The organism is Spiractinospora alimapuensis (assembly GCF_018437505.1).
GTDB classification, from domain to species: Bacteria; Actinomycetota; Actinomycetes; order Streptosporangiales; family Streptosporangiaceae; genus Spiractinospora; species Spiractinospora alimapuensis.
The window spans coordinates 2398513-2415498 of record NZ_CP072467.1; the positions used below are offsets into that span (position 1 = coordinate 2398513).

Annotated in this window: 16 protein-coding genes and 1 pseudogene; 5 read left to right on the top strand and 12 right to left on the bottom strand. The window is 69.6% G+C overall.

Annotated features, from left to right (window positions below):
* Positions 1–39 precede the first annotated feature (39 nt).
* Complete coding sequence (locus tag J4H86_RS10910; protein WP_236543386.1) at positions 40–1116, top strand: ribonucleotide-diphosphate reductase subunit beta; 1077 nt, start codon at positions 40–42, stop codon at positions 1114–1116.
* Here J4H86_RS10910 and J4H86_RS10915 read toward each other — a convergent pair whose 3' ends face one another.
* On the bottom strand, positions 1117–1875 hold the full coding sequence (locus J4H86_RS10915) for a hypothetical protein (RefSeq protein WP_236543387.1): 759 nt from the start codon (positions 1873–1875) through the stop codon (positions 1117–1119).
* Between the two features lie 68 nt (positions 1876–1943).
* On the opposite strand from J4H86_RS10915, the gene J4H86_RS10920 reads away from it, so the two are divergent.
* From J4H86_RS10920 to J4H86_RS10930, 3 genes are read left to right on the top strand one after another with little or no spacing between them, the layout of a single operon-like run.
* Complete coding sequence (locus J4H86_RS10920) at positions 1944–2189, top strand: type II toxin-antitoxin system Phd/YefM family antitoxin (RefSeq protein WP_236543388.1); 246 nt, start codon at positions 1944–1946, stop codon at positions 2187–2189.
* A 47-nt stretch (positions 2190–2236) separates the two neighbouring features.
* Positions 2237–3295 (top strand): MDR family NADP-dependent oxidoreductase, encoded by a 1059-nt coding sequence (locus tag J4H86_RS10925; protein WP_269134552.1) that lies wholly within the window; start codon positions 2237–2239, stop codon positions 3293–3295.
* A gap of 15 nt (positions 3296–3310) precedes the next feature.
* Positions 3311–3685, top strand: a complete 375-nt coding sequence (locus J4H86_RS10930) for a MerR family transcriptional regulator (protein WP_236543390.1) — start codon at positions 3311–3313, stop codon at positions 3683–3685.
* 173 nt (positions 3686–3858) lie between these two features.
* Here J4H86_RS10930 and J4H86_RS10935 read toward each other — a convergent pair whose 3' ends face one another.
* A complete protein-coding gene (locus J4H86_RS10935) occupies positions 3859–4332 on the bottom strand; it encodes an NUDIX domain-containing protein (RefSeq protein ID WP_269134553.1) in 474 nt (157 codons plus the stop codon).
* 94 nt (positions 4333–4426) lie between these two features.
* The gene (locus tag J4H86_RS10940) at positions 4427–6733 is read right to left on the bottom strand and encodes an ATP-binding cassette domain-containing protein (RefSeq protein ID WP_236543391.1); all 2307 of its coding nucleotides are present in this window, start codon (positions 6731–6733) and stop codon (positions 4427–4429) included.
* A gap of 99 nt (positions 6734–6832) precedes the next feature.
* Here J4H86_RS10940 and J4H86_RS10945 point away from each other — a divergent pair, with 99 nt between their 5' ends.
* Positions 6833–7831, top strand: a complete 999-nt coding sequence (locus J4H86_RS10945; RefSeq protein WP_236543392.1) for a helix-turn-helix transcriptional regulator — start codon at positions 6833–6835, stop codon at positions 7829–7831.
* On the opposite strand, the gene J4H86_RS10950 is transcribed toward J4H86_RS10945, so the two are convergent.
* The 9 genes and pseudogenes from J4H86_RS10950 to J4H86_RS10985 all read right to left on the bottom strand — a co-directional run bounded on the left by J4H86_RS10950 (position 7803) and on the right by J4H86_RS10985 (position 16891).
* Positions 7803–8342 (bottom strand): pyridoxamine 5'-phosphate oxidase family protein, encoded by a 540-nt coding sequence (locus J4H86_RS10950; protein ID WP_236543393.1) that lies wholly within the window; start codon positions 8340–8342, stop codon positions 7803–7805. The genes J4H86_RS10945 and J4H86_RS10950 overlap by 29 nt on opposite strands.
* A 157-nt stretch (positions 8343–8499) precedes the next feature.
* Entirely contained in the window at positions 8500–8847 is a 348-nt protein-coding gene (locus tag J4H86_RS10955; RefSeq protein WP_236543394.1) for a hypothetical protein, read from the bottom strand.
* Positions 8844–10463 (bottom strand): AMP-binding protein, encoded by a 1620-nt coding sequence (locus J4H86_RS10960; RefSeq protein WP_236543395.1) that lies wholly within the window; start codon positions 10461–10463, stop codon positions 8844–8846. Before J4H86_RS10960 ends, J4H86_RS10955 begins: the two co-directional genes overlap by 4 nt.
* A complete protein-coding gene (locus J4H86_RS10965; protein WP_236543396.1) occupies positions 10460–10663 on the bottom strand; it encodes a hypothetical protein in 204 nt (67 codons plus the stop codon). The genes J4H86_RS10960 and J4H86_RS10965 overlap by 4 nt, the downstream gene beginning before the upstream one ends.
* Before the next feature lie 40 nt (positions 10664–10703).
* Positions 10704–11327, bottom strand: a complete 624-nt coding sequence (locus tag J4H86_RS27240) for a hydantoinase B/oxoprolinase family protein (RefSeq protein ID WP_269134580.1) — start codon at positions 11325–11327, stop codon at positions 10704–10706.
* A 2-nt stretch (positions 11328–11329) separates the two neighbouring features.
* Positions 11330–12544 (bottom strand): annotated as a pseudogene (locus J4H86_RS27245) (hydantoinase B/oxoprolinase family protein); the annotation flags it as partial.
* Positions 12541–14583, bottom strand: coding sequence for a hydantoinase/oxoprolinase family protein (locus J4H86_RS10975; RefSeq protein WP_236543397.1), 2043 nt, complete (start codon positions 14581–14583; stop codon positions 12541–12543). The pseudogene J4H86_RS27245 and the gene J4H86_RS10975, both read right to left, overlap by 4 nt.
* A gap of 596 nt (positions 14584–15179) precedes the next feature.
* Entirely contained in the window at positions 15180–15809 is a 630-nt protein-coding gene (locus J4H86_RS10980; RefSeq protein WP_236543398.1) for a TetR/AcrR family transcriptional regulator, read from the bottom strand.
* Positions 15810–16126: 317 nt separating this feature from the next.
* Positions 16127–16891: an SDR family NAD(P)-dependent oxidoreductase gene (locus tag J4H86_RS10985; RefSeq protein WP_236543399.1), complete on the bottom strand. Its 765-nt coding sequence runs from the start codon at positions 16889–16891 to the stop codon at positions 16127–16129.
* Positions 16892–16986: the final 95 nt, after the last annotated feature.

The following is a 16986-nucleotide window of genomic DNA, read 5'->3' on the forward strand; positions in this document are numbered from 1 at the left end:
TCCGTTCCCACCCACCGAACCCACGAAGAAGGACCTCCCATGACCGCAGAGACCCGCCCCGTCGACACCTCCGGCCTGGGCGCTATCGACCGCCAGGCCGGCCGCGTTGACGTGGACGACAAGGCGATGATCAACGCCCGCGCCGACGTGAACCAGCTTCTGCCGATGAAGTACGGCTGGGCGTGGGAGAAGTACCTGGCGGGGTGCGCCAACCACTGGATGCCGACCGAGGTCTCCATGCACGCCGACATCGCGCTGTGGAAGTCCCCCGACGGGCTCACCGACGACGAACGGCTCATGCTCAAGCGCAACCTCGGGTTCTTCGCGACCGCGGAGTCCCTCGTCGCCAACAACATCGTGCTCGCCATCTACCGCCACATCACCAACCCCGAGTGCCGCCAGTACCTACTCCGGCAGGCGTTCGAGGAGGCCGTGCACACCCACACCTTCCAGTACATCTGCGAGAGCCTCGGCCTGGACGAGGGCGAACTGTTCAACGCCTACCGCGAGATCCCCGCCATCGCCGACAAGGACTCCTGGGCCCTGCGCCACACCCAACATCTGGAGGACCCGGACTTCACCACCGGCAGCGACGCCCGCGACCAGGCGTTCCTCCGGGACCTCATCGCCTTCTACGTGATCTTCGAAGGGATGTGGTTCTACACCGGGTTCGCCCAGATCCTCGCACTGGGACGCAGGAACAAGATGATCGGCATCGCCGAGCAGTACCAGTACATCCTCCGCGACGAGTCCATCCACCTGAACTTCGGCATCGACTGCGTCAACCAGATCAAGCGGGAGAACCCGCACCTGTGGACCCCGGAGTTCCAGCGGGAGGTGTCCGGCATGCTCGTCGAGGCGTGCGAGCTGGAGGTCGCCTACGGACGCGACACCCTCCCCCGCGGCATCCTCGGCATCAACGCCGAGCAGTGCGAACGCTACATGCGCTTCATCACCAACCGCCGATGCGCCCAACTGGGGCTGTCACCGGTTTTCGCCGAGGTCGACAACCCGTTCCCCTGGATGTCGGAGACCATCGACCTGAAGAAGGAGAAGAACTTCTTCGAAACCCGCGTCACCGAGTACCAGTCCGGCGCGTCGTTGAGCTGGGACTGATCAGCTACGGAGCAGCCCGTCGATGACGGCGAGATCCTCCAGCAGGATGGGGTCCTCGGTTGCGTCGAAGGCGGTGGCGACGGCCGCACGGAGGTCGTCGCCACCGAGCCAGGCGTGCAACCCGCCGAAGCCCGAGGTCCAGAACGCGTTCGTCGGCAACCACCCCTCCTCGGACGGACGCAGGTGGTGGAGGAGAAACTCGCGCAGGCACGCCGTGGCGAACCGGGACCGGCCTCCCGCGATCTCCTCGGTCCAGTGATCCAGGTAGGGGGTGAGGTCGTCCTCGGCGCGGGAGATGGCGGTGAGCGCGGTGTCCACGTCGACGTCCGGAGCCAGGTCCGGCGTCGGACCCGTCGGCGGTGAGGAGAGGATTCGCCGCCACACCGCCCACAGCACGGTACGCACCGCGTCCCTCCTGTGGGCGGGCCACGCCGTCAACCACTCGGCGTCCCAGAGCCGCCCGGTGACGACCTCCAGGTCGGGCCACTGGAAGCTCTCCCGACAGGCGATCTCCAGGATCCGCGGCAGGAAGTACTGAAAGTCCGTCACCCCACCCACAGTCGCCAACACGTGCACTACGTAGGGCCGCAGCACGTCCGCGGAGAGATCCCCTACGCCCCTGGGCATCAACAGGGCCGCCACCTCCGCCTCGGTGCAACAACACGGGCAGGACTCGATGCCGCTGGGCCGCGGTACGTCGGAGAACGCCGCGTACAACCGCTCGATCGCCGTGGCAACCGACACCACCGGGACGGACACGACCTCAGGGTACACAGCGTTGACGGCTTCGCCAGGTCTCACGCTCCTCGCCCGGATACCCTCGTGTGATGACGGTCGAGGTGAGCGCCCACGCGGCGACGGGGCATGTGTCTTGGCTGTTGGAACGCGTCGCCACCGGTGAGAAGGTCGTGATCTTCGATGCTGGTCGGCCCGTCGCCGAACTCGTGTCGCACCGCCCGGCTCCGGTGGAGATCGGAGCCTTCGCGCACGAGGTGTCCTACGACGACACCGAGTTCGAGGAACTGGACCCCGACATCCAGCGGCTCTTCTACGGGGACGACGCCGCTGACTGACGCGCGGGCTTGCCTCTGACGCGTGGGTCAGGGGTTAGCGTCCGCGCATGTCGAAACGGTCTTCTTTGTCAGCCACGTCCTCTCCTACGTCGCTACCTGGGCGCTCGCGTGAGGTGCGCCTCGCCGAGGTTCCGGACGGGTTGCCGCGCGCGGAGCACTTTCGGGTCGTGAACGCGCCGCTCGATCCCCCCGGTGAGGGGGAGGTTCTGGTGCGCAACCGGTACTTCCATGTCTTCACGGCACTGCGGACCCTGCTCGGGGCGTCTCCGGAGAACGCGCACGTCGGGGGGTTGGCGCCGGGGGACGCGCTTTGGGGGGCCACGGTGGGCGAGGTTCTCTCGGCGCCGGAGGCCAGCGGGTTGGAACCCGGGGATCTGGTCACCCACCTGGCCGGGTGGCGCGAGTACGCCGTCCTGCCGGCCGCCCAGTGCGCGCGGGTCCGTGACGTCCTGCCGGACCGGGCGGCGCACCTGGGGCAGGGGTGGCCGGCGTACGCGACGTTGACCCGAACGGCGGAGGTGCGTTCCGGGGACACGGTGTTCGTGACCGGGGGCGCGGGCGCCGTGGGATCCATGGCGGGACAGTTCGCGCGGCTGTTGGGGGCCGGTCGGGTGATCGGCAGTACCAGCTCGGCGGAGAAGGCGACGCGGCTCACCAAGGAGCTGGGGTACGACGCCGTGGTGGTGCGCGGAGCCGGGTCGATCGCCGAGCAGTTGGCCGCCGCCGCGCCCGCCGGTATCGACGTCCTGTTCGACACGGTGGGCGGGGAGCAGTTGCGGGCGGCGGTGACGGCGGCCCGCTCCGGGGCGCGTTTCGCGTTGTTCGGGGCGCTGTCCGGGCAGCTCGCCCCGGACAGCGCCGGGAGGGCCGCGCCCGTCGAGCTGGACGGCTTGCAGGTCATCATGAAGCAGATCACCATGCGAGGAGTGATGGGCATCAGCGCGCAGCACGCGCCGGAGGAGTGGGTCGACCGGTTCGGCGGATGGCTGCGCTCCGGGGAGATCGCCTTCACGCACCAGCGGATCTCCGGACTGGACCGGGCGCCCCAGGCGTTCTCCGACATGGTGGCGGGACGCTACCTGGGCGCCGTCATCGTGGAGCTCTGACGACCGGGAGGACAGATGCGGATCGGCGACGCCGCGGCGGCGGCGGGCACCACCCCTCGCGCCCTGCGCTTCTACGAACAGCGGGGGCTCCTCCCCCCGCCACGGCGCACGGCGACGGGACAACGCGAGTACGGTCCTCGGGAGGTGGCGCGGTTACGCGTGATCCGCGATCTGCTGTCCCTCGGCCTCACGGTGGAGGACCTTCGCGGCTGCGCCGACCAACTTCACCTCCTCGAGGACGGGCTCCCCGGCCGCTGTTCCAGCCAAGAAGGCGTCGCCGGCCGGCGCCTCGACCAACTGGACGCCGAGATCGCTCGGCTCACCGAGTTACGCACCCGCCTGGCCGCACGTGTCGGCGAGCGCTCCAGTGACCCGGTGGCTTCTCCGTGAGGTTCTGTCATGGCGCGGACTGGAGGCAGTGACCGGGGAGAGGACTCAGATGGTGAACCGATTCGAGCGGCGGGACCTCGAGGACGACGGTTCCGCCGTCCTGACCCACTCCGGGGGCCTCTCCGAGGGCGGCTCCTGAGCCGTCCGTGCGGTTGGCGGATCGACTGACCGCGTTACCGGTCCTGGTGCCCCCACGGTCCGTCCGGCGCGAGGCCGACCAGAACGTCCCGCAGGGCACGCGGCAGCACGGGTTGGGTCAGGGTGGGGAAATCGGGCCAGGCGATCCACGCGTGGGATACGAAGTCGACCCGTTCGTCGGGAAGCTGGCCCTCGGTGGTCACCGGTGGCCGTTCGACCCAGAACCCGGCGACGAAGAAGTGTTCTGGCCCCACGAACCGAGCGCCGTTCCAGATCACGTCGCGTTCGATCGTGTGCGACCGGCCGGCGACGGCCCCTCCGTCCAGACCGGTCTCCTCCGCGAGTTCGCGTCGTGCCGCCGTGAGTGGCGTCTCCCCCGGCTCGATACCACCTCCGGGCGGCTCCCACAGCAGACGCCCCGAGTGCGGATCCCGCCACTGGATCATGAGCACCCGCCAGGACGCGTCCAGGCAGAGAACCCGCGCGGCGGGTCGGTGTCTCGTCTCCACACGCCCACCCTAAGCCGGCACCACTGAGGGCACGGTCGATGGCGACGTCGCCGTTCCCGTCGCACCTCGTCCGGCGGCGCCACGGTGAACGCCCTCAGGACACGGCGAGCCGAAGGTGGTGGCCGGTGACGGACGTCGGGTGGTGGACCAACTGGTGCGGGGGGCCTTCGAAGACCACGGTGCCGCCGGCCTCGCCCGCGCCGGGGCCGATGTCGATCACGTGGTCGGCCTGGGCGATGACCCGCTGGTTGTGTTCGACGGCGATGACGGTGGCGCCGTCGGCCACGAGGTGGGTGAAGAGCGCGACGAGGTCGTCGACGTCGGTGCCGTGCAGGCCAGCGGTGGGCTCGTCCACGACGATCCGTTGTCCGCGCACCGTGCCGATGTCGCCGAGGTGTCGGGCCAGGCGCAGGCGTTGGCGTTCTCCCCCGGAGAGGGTGTCCACGCTCTGGCCGAGCGTGAGGTAGCCGAGGCCCACCCGACGCATCCACGTCAGCCGGTGGGTGACGTCCGGCCGGTCGGCGAACAGGGGCGCGGCCTGGGCGGGAGACATGGCGAGCACGTCGGCCATGGAGTGACCCCCCAGGGTGGCCGCGCGGGTCTCCGGGGCGAAGCGGGTTCCGTCGCAGGCGTCGCAGGTGGTGCGCACGTCGTCCAGGAAGGCGAGGTCGGTGGTGATGACGCCCTTGCCCTTGCACACCGGGCAGGCGCCGCGGGCGTTGGCGCTGAACCACGACGGGTGTCGCCCGGTGGCGCGGGCGAACGTCTCCCGGATGGGCTCGGCGACGGCGAGCGCGGTGGCGGGGGTCGACCGGGTGCCGCCGCGCAGGGGCGCCTGGTCGACGGCGACGAAGTCGGGGTGCTGGCGCGGGAGTTCGGTGCCGAACAGGGAGCTCTTGCCGGAGCCGGCGACCCCGGTCACGGCGGTGAACACGCCGAGGGGCACATCCACGGTGACGTCGCGCAGGTTGTGGGTGGTCGCGTGGCGGATGGTGACATGGTCCCGGGGGTCGCGGGGGTCGGTGCGGAGCGCGACGGGTGCGCGCAGGACACGGCCGGTGGCCGTCGCCGTGTCGCGCACGCCGGCGGGGCTTCCCTCGTACTGGACGGTGCCCCCGTCCGTTCCCGCGCCCGGGCCCAGGTCGATCACGTGGTCGGCGGCGGCGATCACGCTCGGGTGGTGCTCCACGACGAGGATCGTGTTGTTGAGGTCGCGCAGCCGGGTCAGGAGTTCGAGGAGCCGGTGCACGTCGTGGGGGTGCAGGCCGGTGCTGGGTTCGTCGAACACGTAGCAGATGTCGCTGAGTGGGCTACCCAGATGCCGCACGATCTTGACGCGCTGGGCCTCCCCACCGGAGAGGGTGCTGGAGACCCGGTCGAGGCTGAGATACCCGAGGCCGACGGCGTCGAGCGAGTCCAACCGGTCGCGGATGGCCGCGAGCAGAGGTTGGACCTCGGGGGCGCGCATTGAGGCGACCACGTTGCGCAACGCGCTCACGGGCAGCGCGGACCAGTCGGCGATCGACGCACCGTCGACGCGGCTGGCCCGGGCTCGGTCGTTCAGGCGGGTGCCGCCGCAGTCCGGGCAGGGGTGACGGGTCACCACCCGCTCCAGCGCGTCCCGCTCGGCGTCGGTGAGGCGGGACGGCGTCTGGCGGAGGTAGGCGTCGCGGAGCCGGGGCAGGACGCCGTCGAAGATACCGGACTTCGGGTACTCGGGATGGGGGTTGGTGAGTCGTAGTCCTTCGGCGTGCAGGATCGTGTCCAGGTCGCGGGGCGACCAGCGGGACAGGGGCAGGTCGGGGTCGCCGACCCCGGACTGGGTCAGGCGTTTCCAGCGATAGGTCCCCGGGGCGAAGGTGGGGAACCGGACCGCGCCGTCCCGAAGGCTCACCGCGCGGTCGAGCAGTTGGTCCAGGTCGATGTCGTCGACGGCTCCCAAGCCCTCGCACCGGGGGCACATGCCCTCGGGGTCGTTGAAGGAGTAGGCGGGGGTGAACCCGGCGGAGGGGCGGCCCAGGCGCGAGAACAGGAGTCGCAGCGGGGCGGCCAGGTCGCTGGCGGTGGCGACGGTGGAACGCGCGTTGCCGGTGAAGCGGCGCTGGTCCACCACGGTCGTGTAGGTCAGTCCGTCGACCCGGTCCACGTCCGCCGGCGGGTGCTGCGGGAGCCGGTTGCGGATGAACGTCGGATAGGTCTCGGCGACCAGCCGTCGCGCCTCCGCGGCGATGGTGTCGAACACGAGCGACGACTTCCCCGACCCCGAGACTCCGGTGAACACCGTCAACCGGTGTTTCGGTATCCGCACCGAGGCCCCGCGCAGGTTGTTCGACCGGGCGCCCTCGACGGTGATCCACTGGGCTCGGGCGGTGGGCGGGTCGGGTGTGTGTTCGCTTGCCATACGTCCACGCTACGATCAGATGTGGACATTTATTGACCACAACGGACTGCATCATTCACCGGTGACGTGACCTGGGTCATGCACTACGGGAGGGACGCCATGGCGGCGCCACGCGCACGGATGCTTCGACTTCTCTCACTGCTGCAGACCGGACGCCCCTGGCCCGCGGACGAACTCGCCGCCGCCATGGACACCACGTCCCGTACGTTGCGCCGGGACATCGACCACCTGCGCACCATGGGCTACCCCGTGCGCAGTGCCCGTGGCCCCGGCGGAAACTACCGGCTCGTCGCCGGGTCCGCGCTGCCTCCCCTGATGCTGGAGGACGACGAGGCGACCGCGACGGTGCTGGGCCTGCGGCTTGTGTCCGCGGGCGGGGCGGGGCTGGAGTTCTCGGCGGAGTCCGCGGAGCGGGCCGCCGCCAAGCTGCGGCGCCTTCTCCCCGCGCCCCTGCGGCGGCGAACGGACGAGGTTCTCGCCGCGGTCGAGGTCGCGGGGGCCGAGCACCCCCTGCCGAGCCCTGAGGCGGTGAGTCTGCTCGCCGCCGCCATCACCGCACGGGAGGGGGTCACCTTCACCTACGCGGGCAAAGAGGGGACCTCGCATCGCCGCGTGGAACCGGCCCGCCTCGTCCGGCTCCGCCAACGCTGGTACCTGGTCGCCTGGGACTCCGACCGCGACGACTGGCGGACGTTCCGCCTCGACCGCGTCGACGACCCGCGCCCCACGGGCGAGACGCACCCCGCACGGGACCTCCCCGCGGACGACCTGACGCGCTACCTCCGGGAACGGTTCCGCGGCCCGGAGACCATCGAGGTCGTGCTCACCCTGCGCACCGACGCCCGTGACGCCGCGACCCGGCTCCACCGTGTCGACGGCGCGCTGGAGCCCGTCACCGAGCACGAGTGCCGCTACGTCGCCCACGTGGACTCCTACGCCTGGCTCGCGACGGTCCTCGTCCACTCCGACGTCGAGTTCACCGTGGAGCGACCCGCCGAGTTCGCCGACTACCTCGCGGGCGTGGCCCAGCGCCTGCTCCGGGGCACCGGCCGGGGATCCGACGTCGGCGTCACCGAAAGCGGTAGCGGGTCTGACTGAAGGGCTCCCCCTTGTGGAAGGTCAGCACTTTGGCGGGCGCCACGGCGAAGACGTGCGCGGAGCCACGGTCGTCGAACTCCTGTCCCGCGAGCTCCGAGGTGCTCTCCCGGAATCCGTCGTCGGTCGCCTCGAAGGGCCAGTCCAGCTTCTCCCGCCACATGCGGGCCAACCGCTCCAACAACGCTCGGTCGGTGACGCGGACGGCCGATCCCTCCACGACGACATCGGTCCCCGACCCGAAGACGTTCGTCCCGGTGGTGAGGACGCACGCCGGGTTGCGGCCGAGGTTCACCGCCTTCTGTTCCCCCGGGCCGGTACAGAAGTGCAGGGCACCGTCGAGCCACATCGCGGGAAGCGGTGTGACGTGGGGGCGTCCGTCCCGACGCACCGTGGAGAGCCAGAAGATGTCCGCGGCGTGGATCAGGTCCACTACGTCCGACCATGGCAGGGCGAGCGCGCCCTGGCTGGAGAAACGGGTATCGATCTCGGTGATGGGCTCCTGGGTGGACATGACCTCTTCTTTCCCGCTGGGCACAGGTGACACGACTCTGACCAGGTCTGAGTCGAAAAGTCACCGGACACCGAACGTGCCTTGGGCCTCACCCTCCGCCCCCTCACGGGGGTGAGGCTGAGGCCCACAAGCGCGTAGGCGGCGGGTCACCCCACCTTCACGAGGGGGACGCTTGGTCGCCCTCCCCCTGGCGGCGCTTCTCGTAGTCGGCGGCGAGCCCGAGCATGAGCCCTCGAGCCAGGGTGTGCCGATCGACCGCCATGACCCGCTCCACGCTCTGCAGGCCGGGAAGGGCGCTCACACACTCCTCGAGGGTTTCCCGGTCGGGAGCCTCGAACAGCATGTAGTACTGCAACGTGTCGACGGTGCCGCAGCCACCCAGCCAGATCACCGGCCCACGCGGCGGATCCTCCAAGGAGCGCGCGACCACTGCGGCGAGTGGCTGGAGATGGTCCTCGGTGGGGTCGGCGTCCGGGGGGAGCCGCTGGCGCACCATGAACTTCATCGCCGCTCCTCGGGGATCTCGTCCGTCCCGTCGGTGCCGAGCTTCTTCAGCTTGAACTTCTGGATCTTTCCGGTTTCGGTCTTCGGCAGCTCCTCGAGGAACCGTACGTAGCGGGGCACGGCGAAACGCGGCAGGTGCTCCCGACAGAACGCCACGATCTCCGTCGCGGTGGACTTCTGGCCGGATTTGAACGTGACCGCGATCGCGATCTCCTCCTCGCCGAACGGCGAGGGCACCGGGTAGGCGGCCGCTTCCGCCACGGTGTCCATCGCGTTGACGACGTTCTCGACCGTCTGCGCGGCCACGTTCTCCCCACGGCGCCGGATCATGTCCTTGATCCGGTCGGAGAACCAGAGATAACCGTCCTCGTCCAGGTAGCCCGCGTCCCCGGTGTGCAACCCGAAGTTGCGCGTGGTCTCCAGGGTGGTCGCCGGCTGGTTGAGGTATCCGGAGAAGGTCGACCACGGCTCGTCGCTGGACACGACGATCTCACCGACCTCGCCCGCGGGCACCTCGCGGTCGTACTCGTCGACGATCCGAAGCCGGTAGGGCGGGTACGGCTTCCCGCAGGCTCCCTTCGGCCCGCCGAAGTTGAACACCGTGATGTTGCTTTCCGTGCTGGCGTACGCCTCGAACACCGTGACGCCGAAGCGTTCGGTGAACCGGTCGCCCACCGCGGGCGGACACGGGGCGAGTAGGCCACGGGTGATCGAGTGCTCCCGATCCTTGGCCGAGGGCGGTTGGGCCATCAGGAAGTGGCCCACGGAGAGCAGGGCGTGCATCGCCGTCGCCTCGAACCGCCGCGCCTGGTCGAAGAACGCGCGACCGCTGAACGCACGAACGTACCCGCAGCGCGCCCCCGACAGGAAGCTGGCCCCGACGTTCATGTACCGCCCCGCCGCGTGGAACAGCGGAAGGATGCTCATGAGGGTGTCCGAGCCGTCCAGGGTGAGAGCGGCGGCCGTGCGCTGGCTGATCAGGTAACAGTGGTGGTGCGGCAACACGGCGCCCTTGGGCAACCCGGTCGTCCCCGACGTGTACATGATCGTGGCCGCCATGTCGGTCCGGACGTCCTCGCCGGTGTTCAGGACCGTCGTCTCGTCGGCGAGCATCTCGTCCAGGGTGTGCCCGGAGCCGGGATCGTCCGCGCCCTCGCCCCCCTCGGGGGCCGCCTCGAACATCATCGGCGACGCGCCCTCGGGGAGGGCGGCGAGGAGGGCGTCCCGGAACTGGGGAGCGACGACGACCGCCTTGGGGTCGGCGTCGGCGAGCAGGTGCCGCAGACTCCCACCCACCAGCGCCGGGTTCACCGGGACCTCGACGGCGCCGATCTTGGCCAGAGCGGTGCCGATGTACACGACCCGTACGTCGTTGGCCATCAGGGTCACGACCCGGTCGCCGGCCCCGAGGCCGCGCGCCCGCAGCGCGGCGGCGACCGCGCTCGCCCGCTGGTTCACCTGCGCGTAGGTCACGGCGACGCCGTCGTCCTGCACGTAGCACTCGCGGTCCGGGTCGTGCTCCACCCACCGCTCGATGATGGTGCTGAACACACGGTCATGGACGTCGAGGTGGAACGGGAGGGCCAGTTCGAGACGCGTGGGCGGTGACCAACTCACGATTCCCCCTGCGGGGGTGCCACGATCTTCTCGCTTTCCAAGGTGGTGAGGCAGGTGCGGCACTTCACGACGCGGAGCCAGCCGCGGTAGTCGGCCAGCCGGTAGCGGAACACGGTGTCGGCGCCGCAGGCACTACAGCTCGTGTCCACCCGCTCCAGGGGTTCGTCGATCGTTAGTTCTTGGGGTTGTGGGAACAGCATGTGTTTTCTCCTTGCCCGTCAACTGTCGGCCCGTACGTGCTCACCAACCATCGGCTCCCGGTGTCACGAGCCCGTCGCGGATGTCCTTGCGCAGTGCCTCCGGGTCACGCTCGGCGGGGTCGCCGTAGCCGCCTCCGCCCGGCAAATGGACGGCGATCACGTCGCCCGCGGCGAACGGCTTCCCCGCGCCCTTGCTGTTGCGGAACTCCGTTCCGGGTTCGTCCTCGGACGGGGCGGGCGCGCCCGACTCCGAATAGGCGAACCCCGAGATCACCTCGGCCTGGGGCAGGTCCGCTCCGCTGGCCCAGCTCTCCAGTCCGCCCCGGTGGACGGTGATCGAGGCGCGGGCGCCAGTACCTCCGCCCAGCACCCCCTGAGTCGGGAAGCGGCACTGGTCGAGCTGGTAGATCATCTCCACGCCGGTCTGGGGCGCGACGACCAGTCGGGTGGCCGGGCCGCCCCGGTGCTTGCCCGGGCCCGCTGTGTCGGGGACGAACTCCCGCGCCACCACCAGAACGGGATACGCCTCCTCGTCGAGCTCGATGGAGGGCTCCACACAGTTGGCGCCTTCGGAGAGGGTGAAGCTGCACCCGTCGCCGACGGCGGTACCACCGAAGGGACCGACAGGGCGCGGATGGTGATGAACGGCGTCGGCACCCCCGATCGGGCGTCGAGGCCCGCGAGGCCGAACGCGGCGACGTCGTCGTAGTTCTCGGCGACCGCGAGCTCGGGATCCGCCTTGGAGAGGGCGAGCTTGACGAGGCTGAGCGCCTTGGTGAGCAGCATCGTGTGCCCGGCGTTGGTCGAGGCCGGGGGTAGGGCATGCAGACAGCTCCCCGGCGGAACCACGACGTGGATGGGCCGGTAGCTGCCGGCGTTGGGGCTCGCGCCCACCGTCCGCAGAATCGCGCCGAGTCCGAGGTGCGCCGCCGACACGGTGTCCGACCACTGGGAGGCGTATCCGCCCCACTCCTCCCGCCGGGTGCCGGAGTAGTCGACCTCGACGTTCTCACCATGCTTGCGAACAGTGCAGCGCAGCACCATCGGTTCGCCGTGCATGTTGTTGTCCAGGTAGTCCTCCGCCGTGTACTCCCCGTCCGGGACCTGGCGCAGGGCGTGCCGCACGGCGCGCTCGGAGTAGTCGAGGGTGTACTGGATGGCGCTGCGGTAGGCCTCGCGGCCGTAGCGCGAGACGTAGTGGCCGACCATGTCCGCGCCGAGCTGCAGGGCCGACTTGATGACCTGCATGTCGTTGGTACTGACCTCGGGGATCCGGGTCTGCTCGGTGAACAGTTCCAGGGTCTCCTGGACCAGCTCCCCCTTCTTGTACAGAAGGCGGGGGGACAGCCGAATCCCCTCGGAGTACATGTCCTGCTGCAGACCGGCGCCCAGGCCGCCGGGAACCGGGCCGCCGATGTCCAGCCAGTGGGTGATGCTGACGGCGAACCCCATCAGCTCGTCGCCGTCGAAGATCGGCATCGCCGCTCCGACGTCGTTGACGTGGCTCCCGCCGCGGTAGGGGTCGTTGTAGACGATGACGTCGCCGGGCTCGAAGCGGTCCACGCCCCAACGCTCGATGGCCATTCGCGCGTAGTACTGGTTGATGACGTAGTGGCCGGCCGCGGCGGTGGCCATCGCGACCGCGTCGAAGTCCAGGTCGCGTTCCTCGTCGCGGGGTGTCAGCAACCCGATCCCGAAGTCGTTGACCTCGCTGAGGAGCGGGCTGAGCGCCGCCGTGTTGATCCGCAACTGCATCTGGAGCGCCACGAAGCCCAGGGCGTGGCGCAGCACCTCGGCCGTCGTGAGGTCGATGCCGTACCGGTCCTGTACCTCCTGGGCGTTCAACTGCAGCGAACCCGACTGCTCTGAAGCGTTGGTCATGACCGCTTGGCCTCCTTCAGTTCCACGATGACGTCTCCGACCTCGTTGACCCGGGCGACGTCCCCGGCGTCGAGCACTCCGGTGTAGCTGGCCGCCTCGATGACGGCGGGGCCGTGCACGACCTGCCCCGGGGCGAACTCGTCGGCCCGGTAGACCGCGGCCCCGTCGTGCTCGACTCCCCCGATGACGATCGTGCGGTGCGTCCGCGGGGCGGCGTCGGCCTTCGGTGTCAGGGCCTGGGGTCGGACGGTGCGGTCGGCCGTGGAGACGACCCGCACTCGGACACTGGAGATGTGCAGGGGCGCGGGCAGGCTGTAGCCGAACTGCCGGTGGTGCGCCGCGTTGAACGCCTCGGTGAGATGCGCGAGGGCGTCGGTGCGGGTCGGGTCGACGAACGCTGGAAGCTCCCAGCGCTGTCCGGCGTACATCGCGTCCACGACGAACTCGGCGTGCAGGGTCTCGGTGTCGCCGCCGAGGTTCCCCTCCAGGCGCGCGGCCGTCTCCCGCATGCGGGCGAAGGCGTCGGCCACGAGCTCCTCGGAGGCCAGGGCCATCACGGGCGAGACCTCCTCCTCGAACCCGGCTCCCTCCAGGAGTCCGAACGCGGAGAACACGCCGGCGAGCGCGGGGAACACGACCCGCGGCATCTCCAAGACGCGGGCGACCTGGGTGGCGGCGAACGGTCCGGCGGCGCCGTAGGCGAGGAGGCTGAACTCGCGCGGGTCGACGCCGCGGTACACGGTGAGCTGGCGGATCGCTTCGGCCATGCGGTGGATCGCGACCTCGGCGACCGTGCTGGCCACCTCTCGGGGCTCCGCGCCGAGCGTCTCCGCGAGTCGGCCGTACGCCTGCTCGGCGGCGGCGACGTCGGGACGGATCTCCCCGCCGAGGGGGTTGTCGGGCGCCAACCAGCCGAGCAGGAGGAGGGCGTCGGTCACGGTGGGCAGTTCGCCGCCCCGGCCGTAGCACGCCGGACCGGGGTTGCTTCCGGCGCTCTCCGGACCGACGTTCAGGCCGCCGGCGGCGTCGAGCGCGGCGATGCTGCCGCCGCCCGCGCCGATGCTGTGGATCTCCAGCACCGGCATGCTCACGATGAGGTCGTGTTCGAGCTCCAGCTCGCGTTTGGTGGAGGCCCGGCCGTCGGCGACGACGGCGACGTCGGTGCTGGTGCCGCCCATGTCGAACCCGACGAGGTTGGGCGTGTTCAGCAGCCGCGAGTAGGTCTGCACTCCCATGACCCCACCGACCGGGCCACTGTTGAGCGTGGTCACCGGGATCGAGCTCACGGTGTCGGGGGTGCTCAGCCCGCCGTCGTTCGTCATGAACATCAGGGGCGCCCGGTGCCCGGCGTCGCTGAGCCGTCGCTCGATGGAGCGTGTGTAGTCGGCCATCATGGGCTGGGCGTAGGCGTTGAGCACCGAGGTGGAAAGCCGGTTGTACTCACGGGGGAACGGAGCGACCTCCGAGGAGACGCTGACGCCGAGGTCCGGGAACCGGTCGCGGATGAGCTTGGCCGCGCGTTGTTCGTGCTCGGGGTGCTTGTAGGAGTGCAGGAAACACACGGCGATGCTGCGGCAACCGTCCGCGCGCAGGTCCTCGACCTCCCGTAGGAGCCCTTCCTCGTCGAGGGGAACGAGGATGTCGCCGTTGGCCTGGATGCGCTCACGCACGGTCCGGCGCCGGTAGCGTTCCACGATCGGCCGGAGCTCGTGGGGGCGTCGCCATCGGGGATCGAGGAGCGCGTCGGCGGAGCGCCACCCCCGGCCCATGTCGAGCAGGTCACGGAAGCCGTCCGTCGTGATCAGCCCGATCTCCGCGCCACGGCGGGTGAGGATCGCGTTGAGCGCGACCGTGGTGCCGTGCACGATCTGCTGGACGGCGTCCGCGTCGACCTCGGCCTTGCCCAGTGAGTTCAGCAGGCCGGCGGCGAGGTCTCCGTGCGTGGTCAGGGACTTGGCGGCGACCTTCACTCGGTCGTCCTCCGCGACGACCAGGTCGGTGAAAGTCCCACCCGTGTCGATTCCGATTCGTGTCGCCATTGCTCCTCATTTTTGGTTTGTACAGGGGGCGAATCCACGGCGAGGCCGTCGAGGAGAGAAGAGAGCCGGCGGTCACATGCCCGTTCCCAGAGGGAGCGGGAACGGTTCTGGCGCCGCATGCGCCGCCGGCCATTTGACCACGGGCCAATAATTAACCCGTTGGTAAGTACAAATTCCCCAGGGTGTCGCCGCACATCGGCGACCGCGAGCCACGTGAGGTACTCACCGACGGAACCCGTGGGATGTTTCCGGTGGACAACCACAAAATGGCGACCGTTCACCGCCTTTGCTCGTCATGCCACCGCCGCCCGATTTGTCGTGCCTGAGTGGAATTGGCGGTTGGATTTCGTTTCGATCCGCAATACTAACCGGATAGTACAATAACTGTGACGCACCAGACAAGACGTCAGTTTGGCGAGATGTCGGTTCGTGCGGAGTCGCCGCGGCGTGGCCTCTCCGCGCCCGGTTCACCAGGAGGTGTCCGGCGCACAGGGGATTTCGCTACCGGAAACACCCGACCGACCGACGCGGAGGCGGCACCGGTGCGCGACACGACAAAGGACTGGCGTCCGGCCCGGACCACCGGCGGCGCGGAATCAGTCCGCGGAAGCCGGTGCGCGACGCTGGGCGGACTCGGACTCGGACTCGGGTTGAACGTAACCGGAGAGCAGGCCCATCACCTCGTCCAGGATCTCGTCCGGCTTGAGCCTGCCGAGGGGGTCGTACCAACGGGACACCGACAGCGTCATGCCGTGGATCAGGTTCACCATCGTGCCGACGTCGAGGTCAGCGCGCACGACGCCCTCCTCGGCGCACTGCCGCAGCAGCCCGGCCGCGGCGCGGTTCACGTCACGCGCCCACGACTGGTAGTTGCGGAGCGCCTGGGGCGAGAGCTGACGCTGGTCCGTCGTCAACACCACGATGTAGGTCCGATACCGGATCGCGGACTTGACCTGGACCCGAAGGTAGCTCTCCAGCTTGCTCCTGGCGCTGGCGTCGCTGCTCAGGATCTCCTCGATGTTGTGGCGGAGCGGATAGATGACCTGCTCGACGATGGTCTCCAGCAGCCAGCTCTTGGACTCGACGTACTGGTAGACGGTCGGCTTGCTCACCCCGGCCTCGGCGGCCACGTCACTGATGGTCGCGTTCACGAAGCCCTTGCGCTCGAAGACCCGTGCGGCGGCGTCGACAAGTTCCTGGACACTGGTAGCTCGCTCTCGCGCCATGCCGTCCTTTCGCTCCGACCCCGCCTACGCCGACCTCGCCTGGTGAGAGATTACCGAACCGACCGTTCAGTAGGTTGTATAGTCTTTCGATTCATGCCCCACCGCGCGAAAGACCAACACTCCCCGGAAAGTCAACCCTCCGTGGCGTGAGCAGTTCCTGGCGGGAGGGGGGACACGGTGTGACACGTCGACGTCGCCGAGCGTGCGCGCGGCCGACATCGGTCAAGCCCGCCACCCGGTCACCTCACCGGGGAGGCCGACCGACACGATGGCGGGCTTCGCGTGACCATCCGGTCCGACGGACCGGAAACGCGGCATCAGCGGGCGGACATGCGCGTCGCGGCGTCGAGACGGACGCACTCGGCGTTGATGTAGGCGTTCTCCACCATGCTTCGGACGAGTCGCGCGAACTCGTCCGGCTCACCCAGACGTTGGGGTTCGGTGACCATGGAGACCAGTCCGGCGCGCACCGCTTCCGGTAGCCCCGCGGCCATCGGGGTGTCGAAGAGGCCGGGCGCGATGGTGTTCACCCGAACGCCCTTGCCGGCGAACTCCCGCGCGACCGGGAGCGCGAGGCCGACCAACCCGGCCTTGCTCGCGCTGTACGCGGCCTGACCGATCTGTCCCTCGAAGGCGGCGCCCGAGGCCGTGTTGATCACGACGCCGCGCTCCCCGCCGCCATCCGGCTCGTTGCGCAGCATCGCCGCGGCCGCCACCCGCATGACGTTGAACGTCCCGCACAGGTTGATGTCCACCACGCGCCGGAAGTCCTCAAGGCTGGCGGGTTCTCCCCGGGACACCAATTTCGCTCCGGAGCTCACGCCGGCGGTGTTCACGTTCACGTGCACCGCGCCGAACGCGTCGACGGCCTCGGCGATGGCGGTCTCGACGGACTCCGCGTCCGTGACGTCGATCTCGACGGCGATCGCGCGGGGAAGCGCGTCGGCGACCTCGCGGGCCCCGTTTCCGTCCCGGTCCAAGACCGCGACCGCGGCACCGTGCTTGGCGAGATCAGCGCACACCGCGCGACCCAGGCCCGAAGCGCCACCAGCGACGACAGCGACTTTGTCGGCGACATCCACTTGGTTGTTCCTTCCAACGCCGCGGGAATTAACTTTCCTTACTGGTTAACCTTGATTTAAACACGCGCCCCCAAATGACGTCAAGAATGGTCAGA

Excerpts from the sequence above, each read along its gene's own strand:
- J4H86_RS10940 (WP_236543391.1), bottom strand. The coding sequence starts at position 6,733 with ATGGCAAGCGAACACACACCCGACCCGCCCACCGCCCGAGCCCAGTGG.
- J4H86_RS10910 (WP_236543386.1), top strand. The coding sequence starts at position 40 with ATGACCGCAGAGACCCGCCCCGTCGACACCTCCGGCCTGGGCGCTATC.
- J4H86_RS10955 (WP_236543394.1), bottom strand. The coding sequence starts at position 8,847 with ATGAAGTTCATGGTGCGCCAGCGGCTCCCCCCGGACGCCGACCCCACC.
- J4H86_RS10925 (WP_269134552.1), top strand. The coding sequence starts at position 2,237 with ATGTCGAAACGGTCTTCTTTGTCAGCCACGTCCTCTCCTACGTCGCTA.
- J4H86_RS10950 (WP_236543393.1), bottom strand. The coding sequence starts at position 8,342 with ATGTCCACCCAGGAGCCCATCACCGAGATCGATACCCGTTTCTCCAGC.
- J4H86_RS10930 (WP_236543390.1), top strand. The coding sequence starts at position 3,311 with ATGCGGATCGGCGACGCCGCGGCGGCGGCGGGCACCACCCCTCGCGCC.
- J4H86_RS10920 (WP_236543388.1), top strand. The coding sequence starts at position 1,944 with ATGACGGTCGAGGTGAGCGCCCACGCGGCGACGGGGCATGTGTCTTGG.
- J4H86_RS10975 (WP_236543397.1), bottom strand. The coding sequence starts at position 14,583 with ATGGCGACACGAATCGGAATCGACACGGGTGGGACTTTCACCGACCTG.
- J4H86_RS10945 (WP_236543392.1), top strand. The coding sequence starts at position 6,833 with ATGGCGGCGCCACGCGCACGGATGCTTCGACTTCTCTCACTGCTGCAG.
- J4H86_RS10965 (WP_236543396.1), bottom strand. The coding sequence starts at position 10,663 with ATGCTGTTCCCACAACCCCAAGAACTAACGATCGACGAACCCCTGGAG.
- J4H86_RS10980 (WP_236543398.1), bottom strand. The coding sequence starts at position 15,809 with ATGGCGCGAGAGCGAGCTACCAGTGTCCAGGAACTTGTCGACGCCGCC.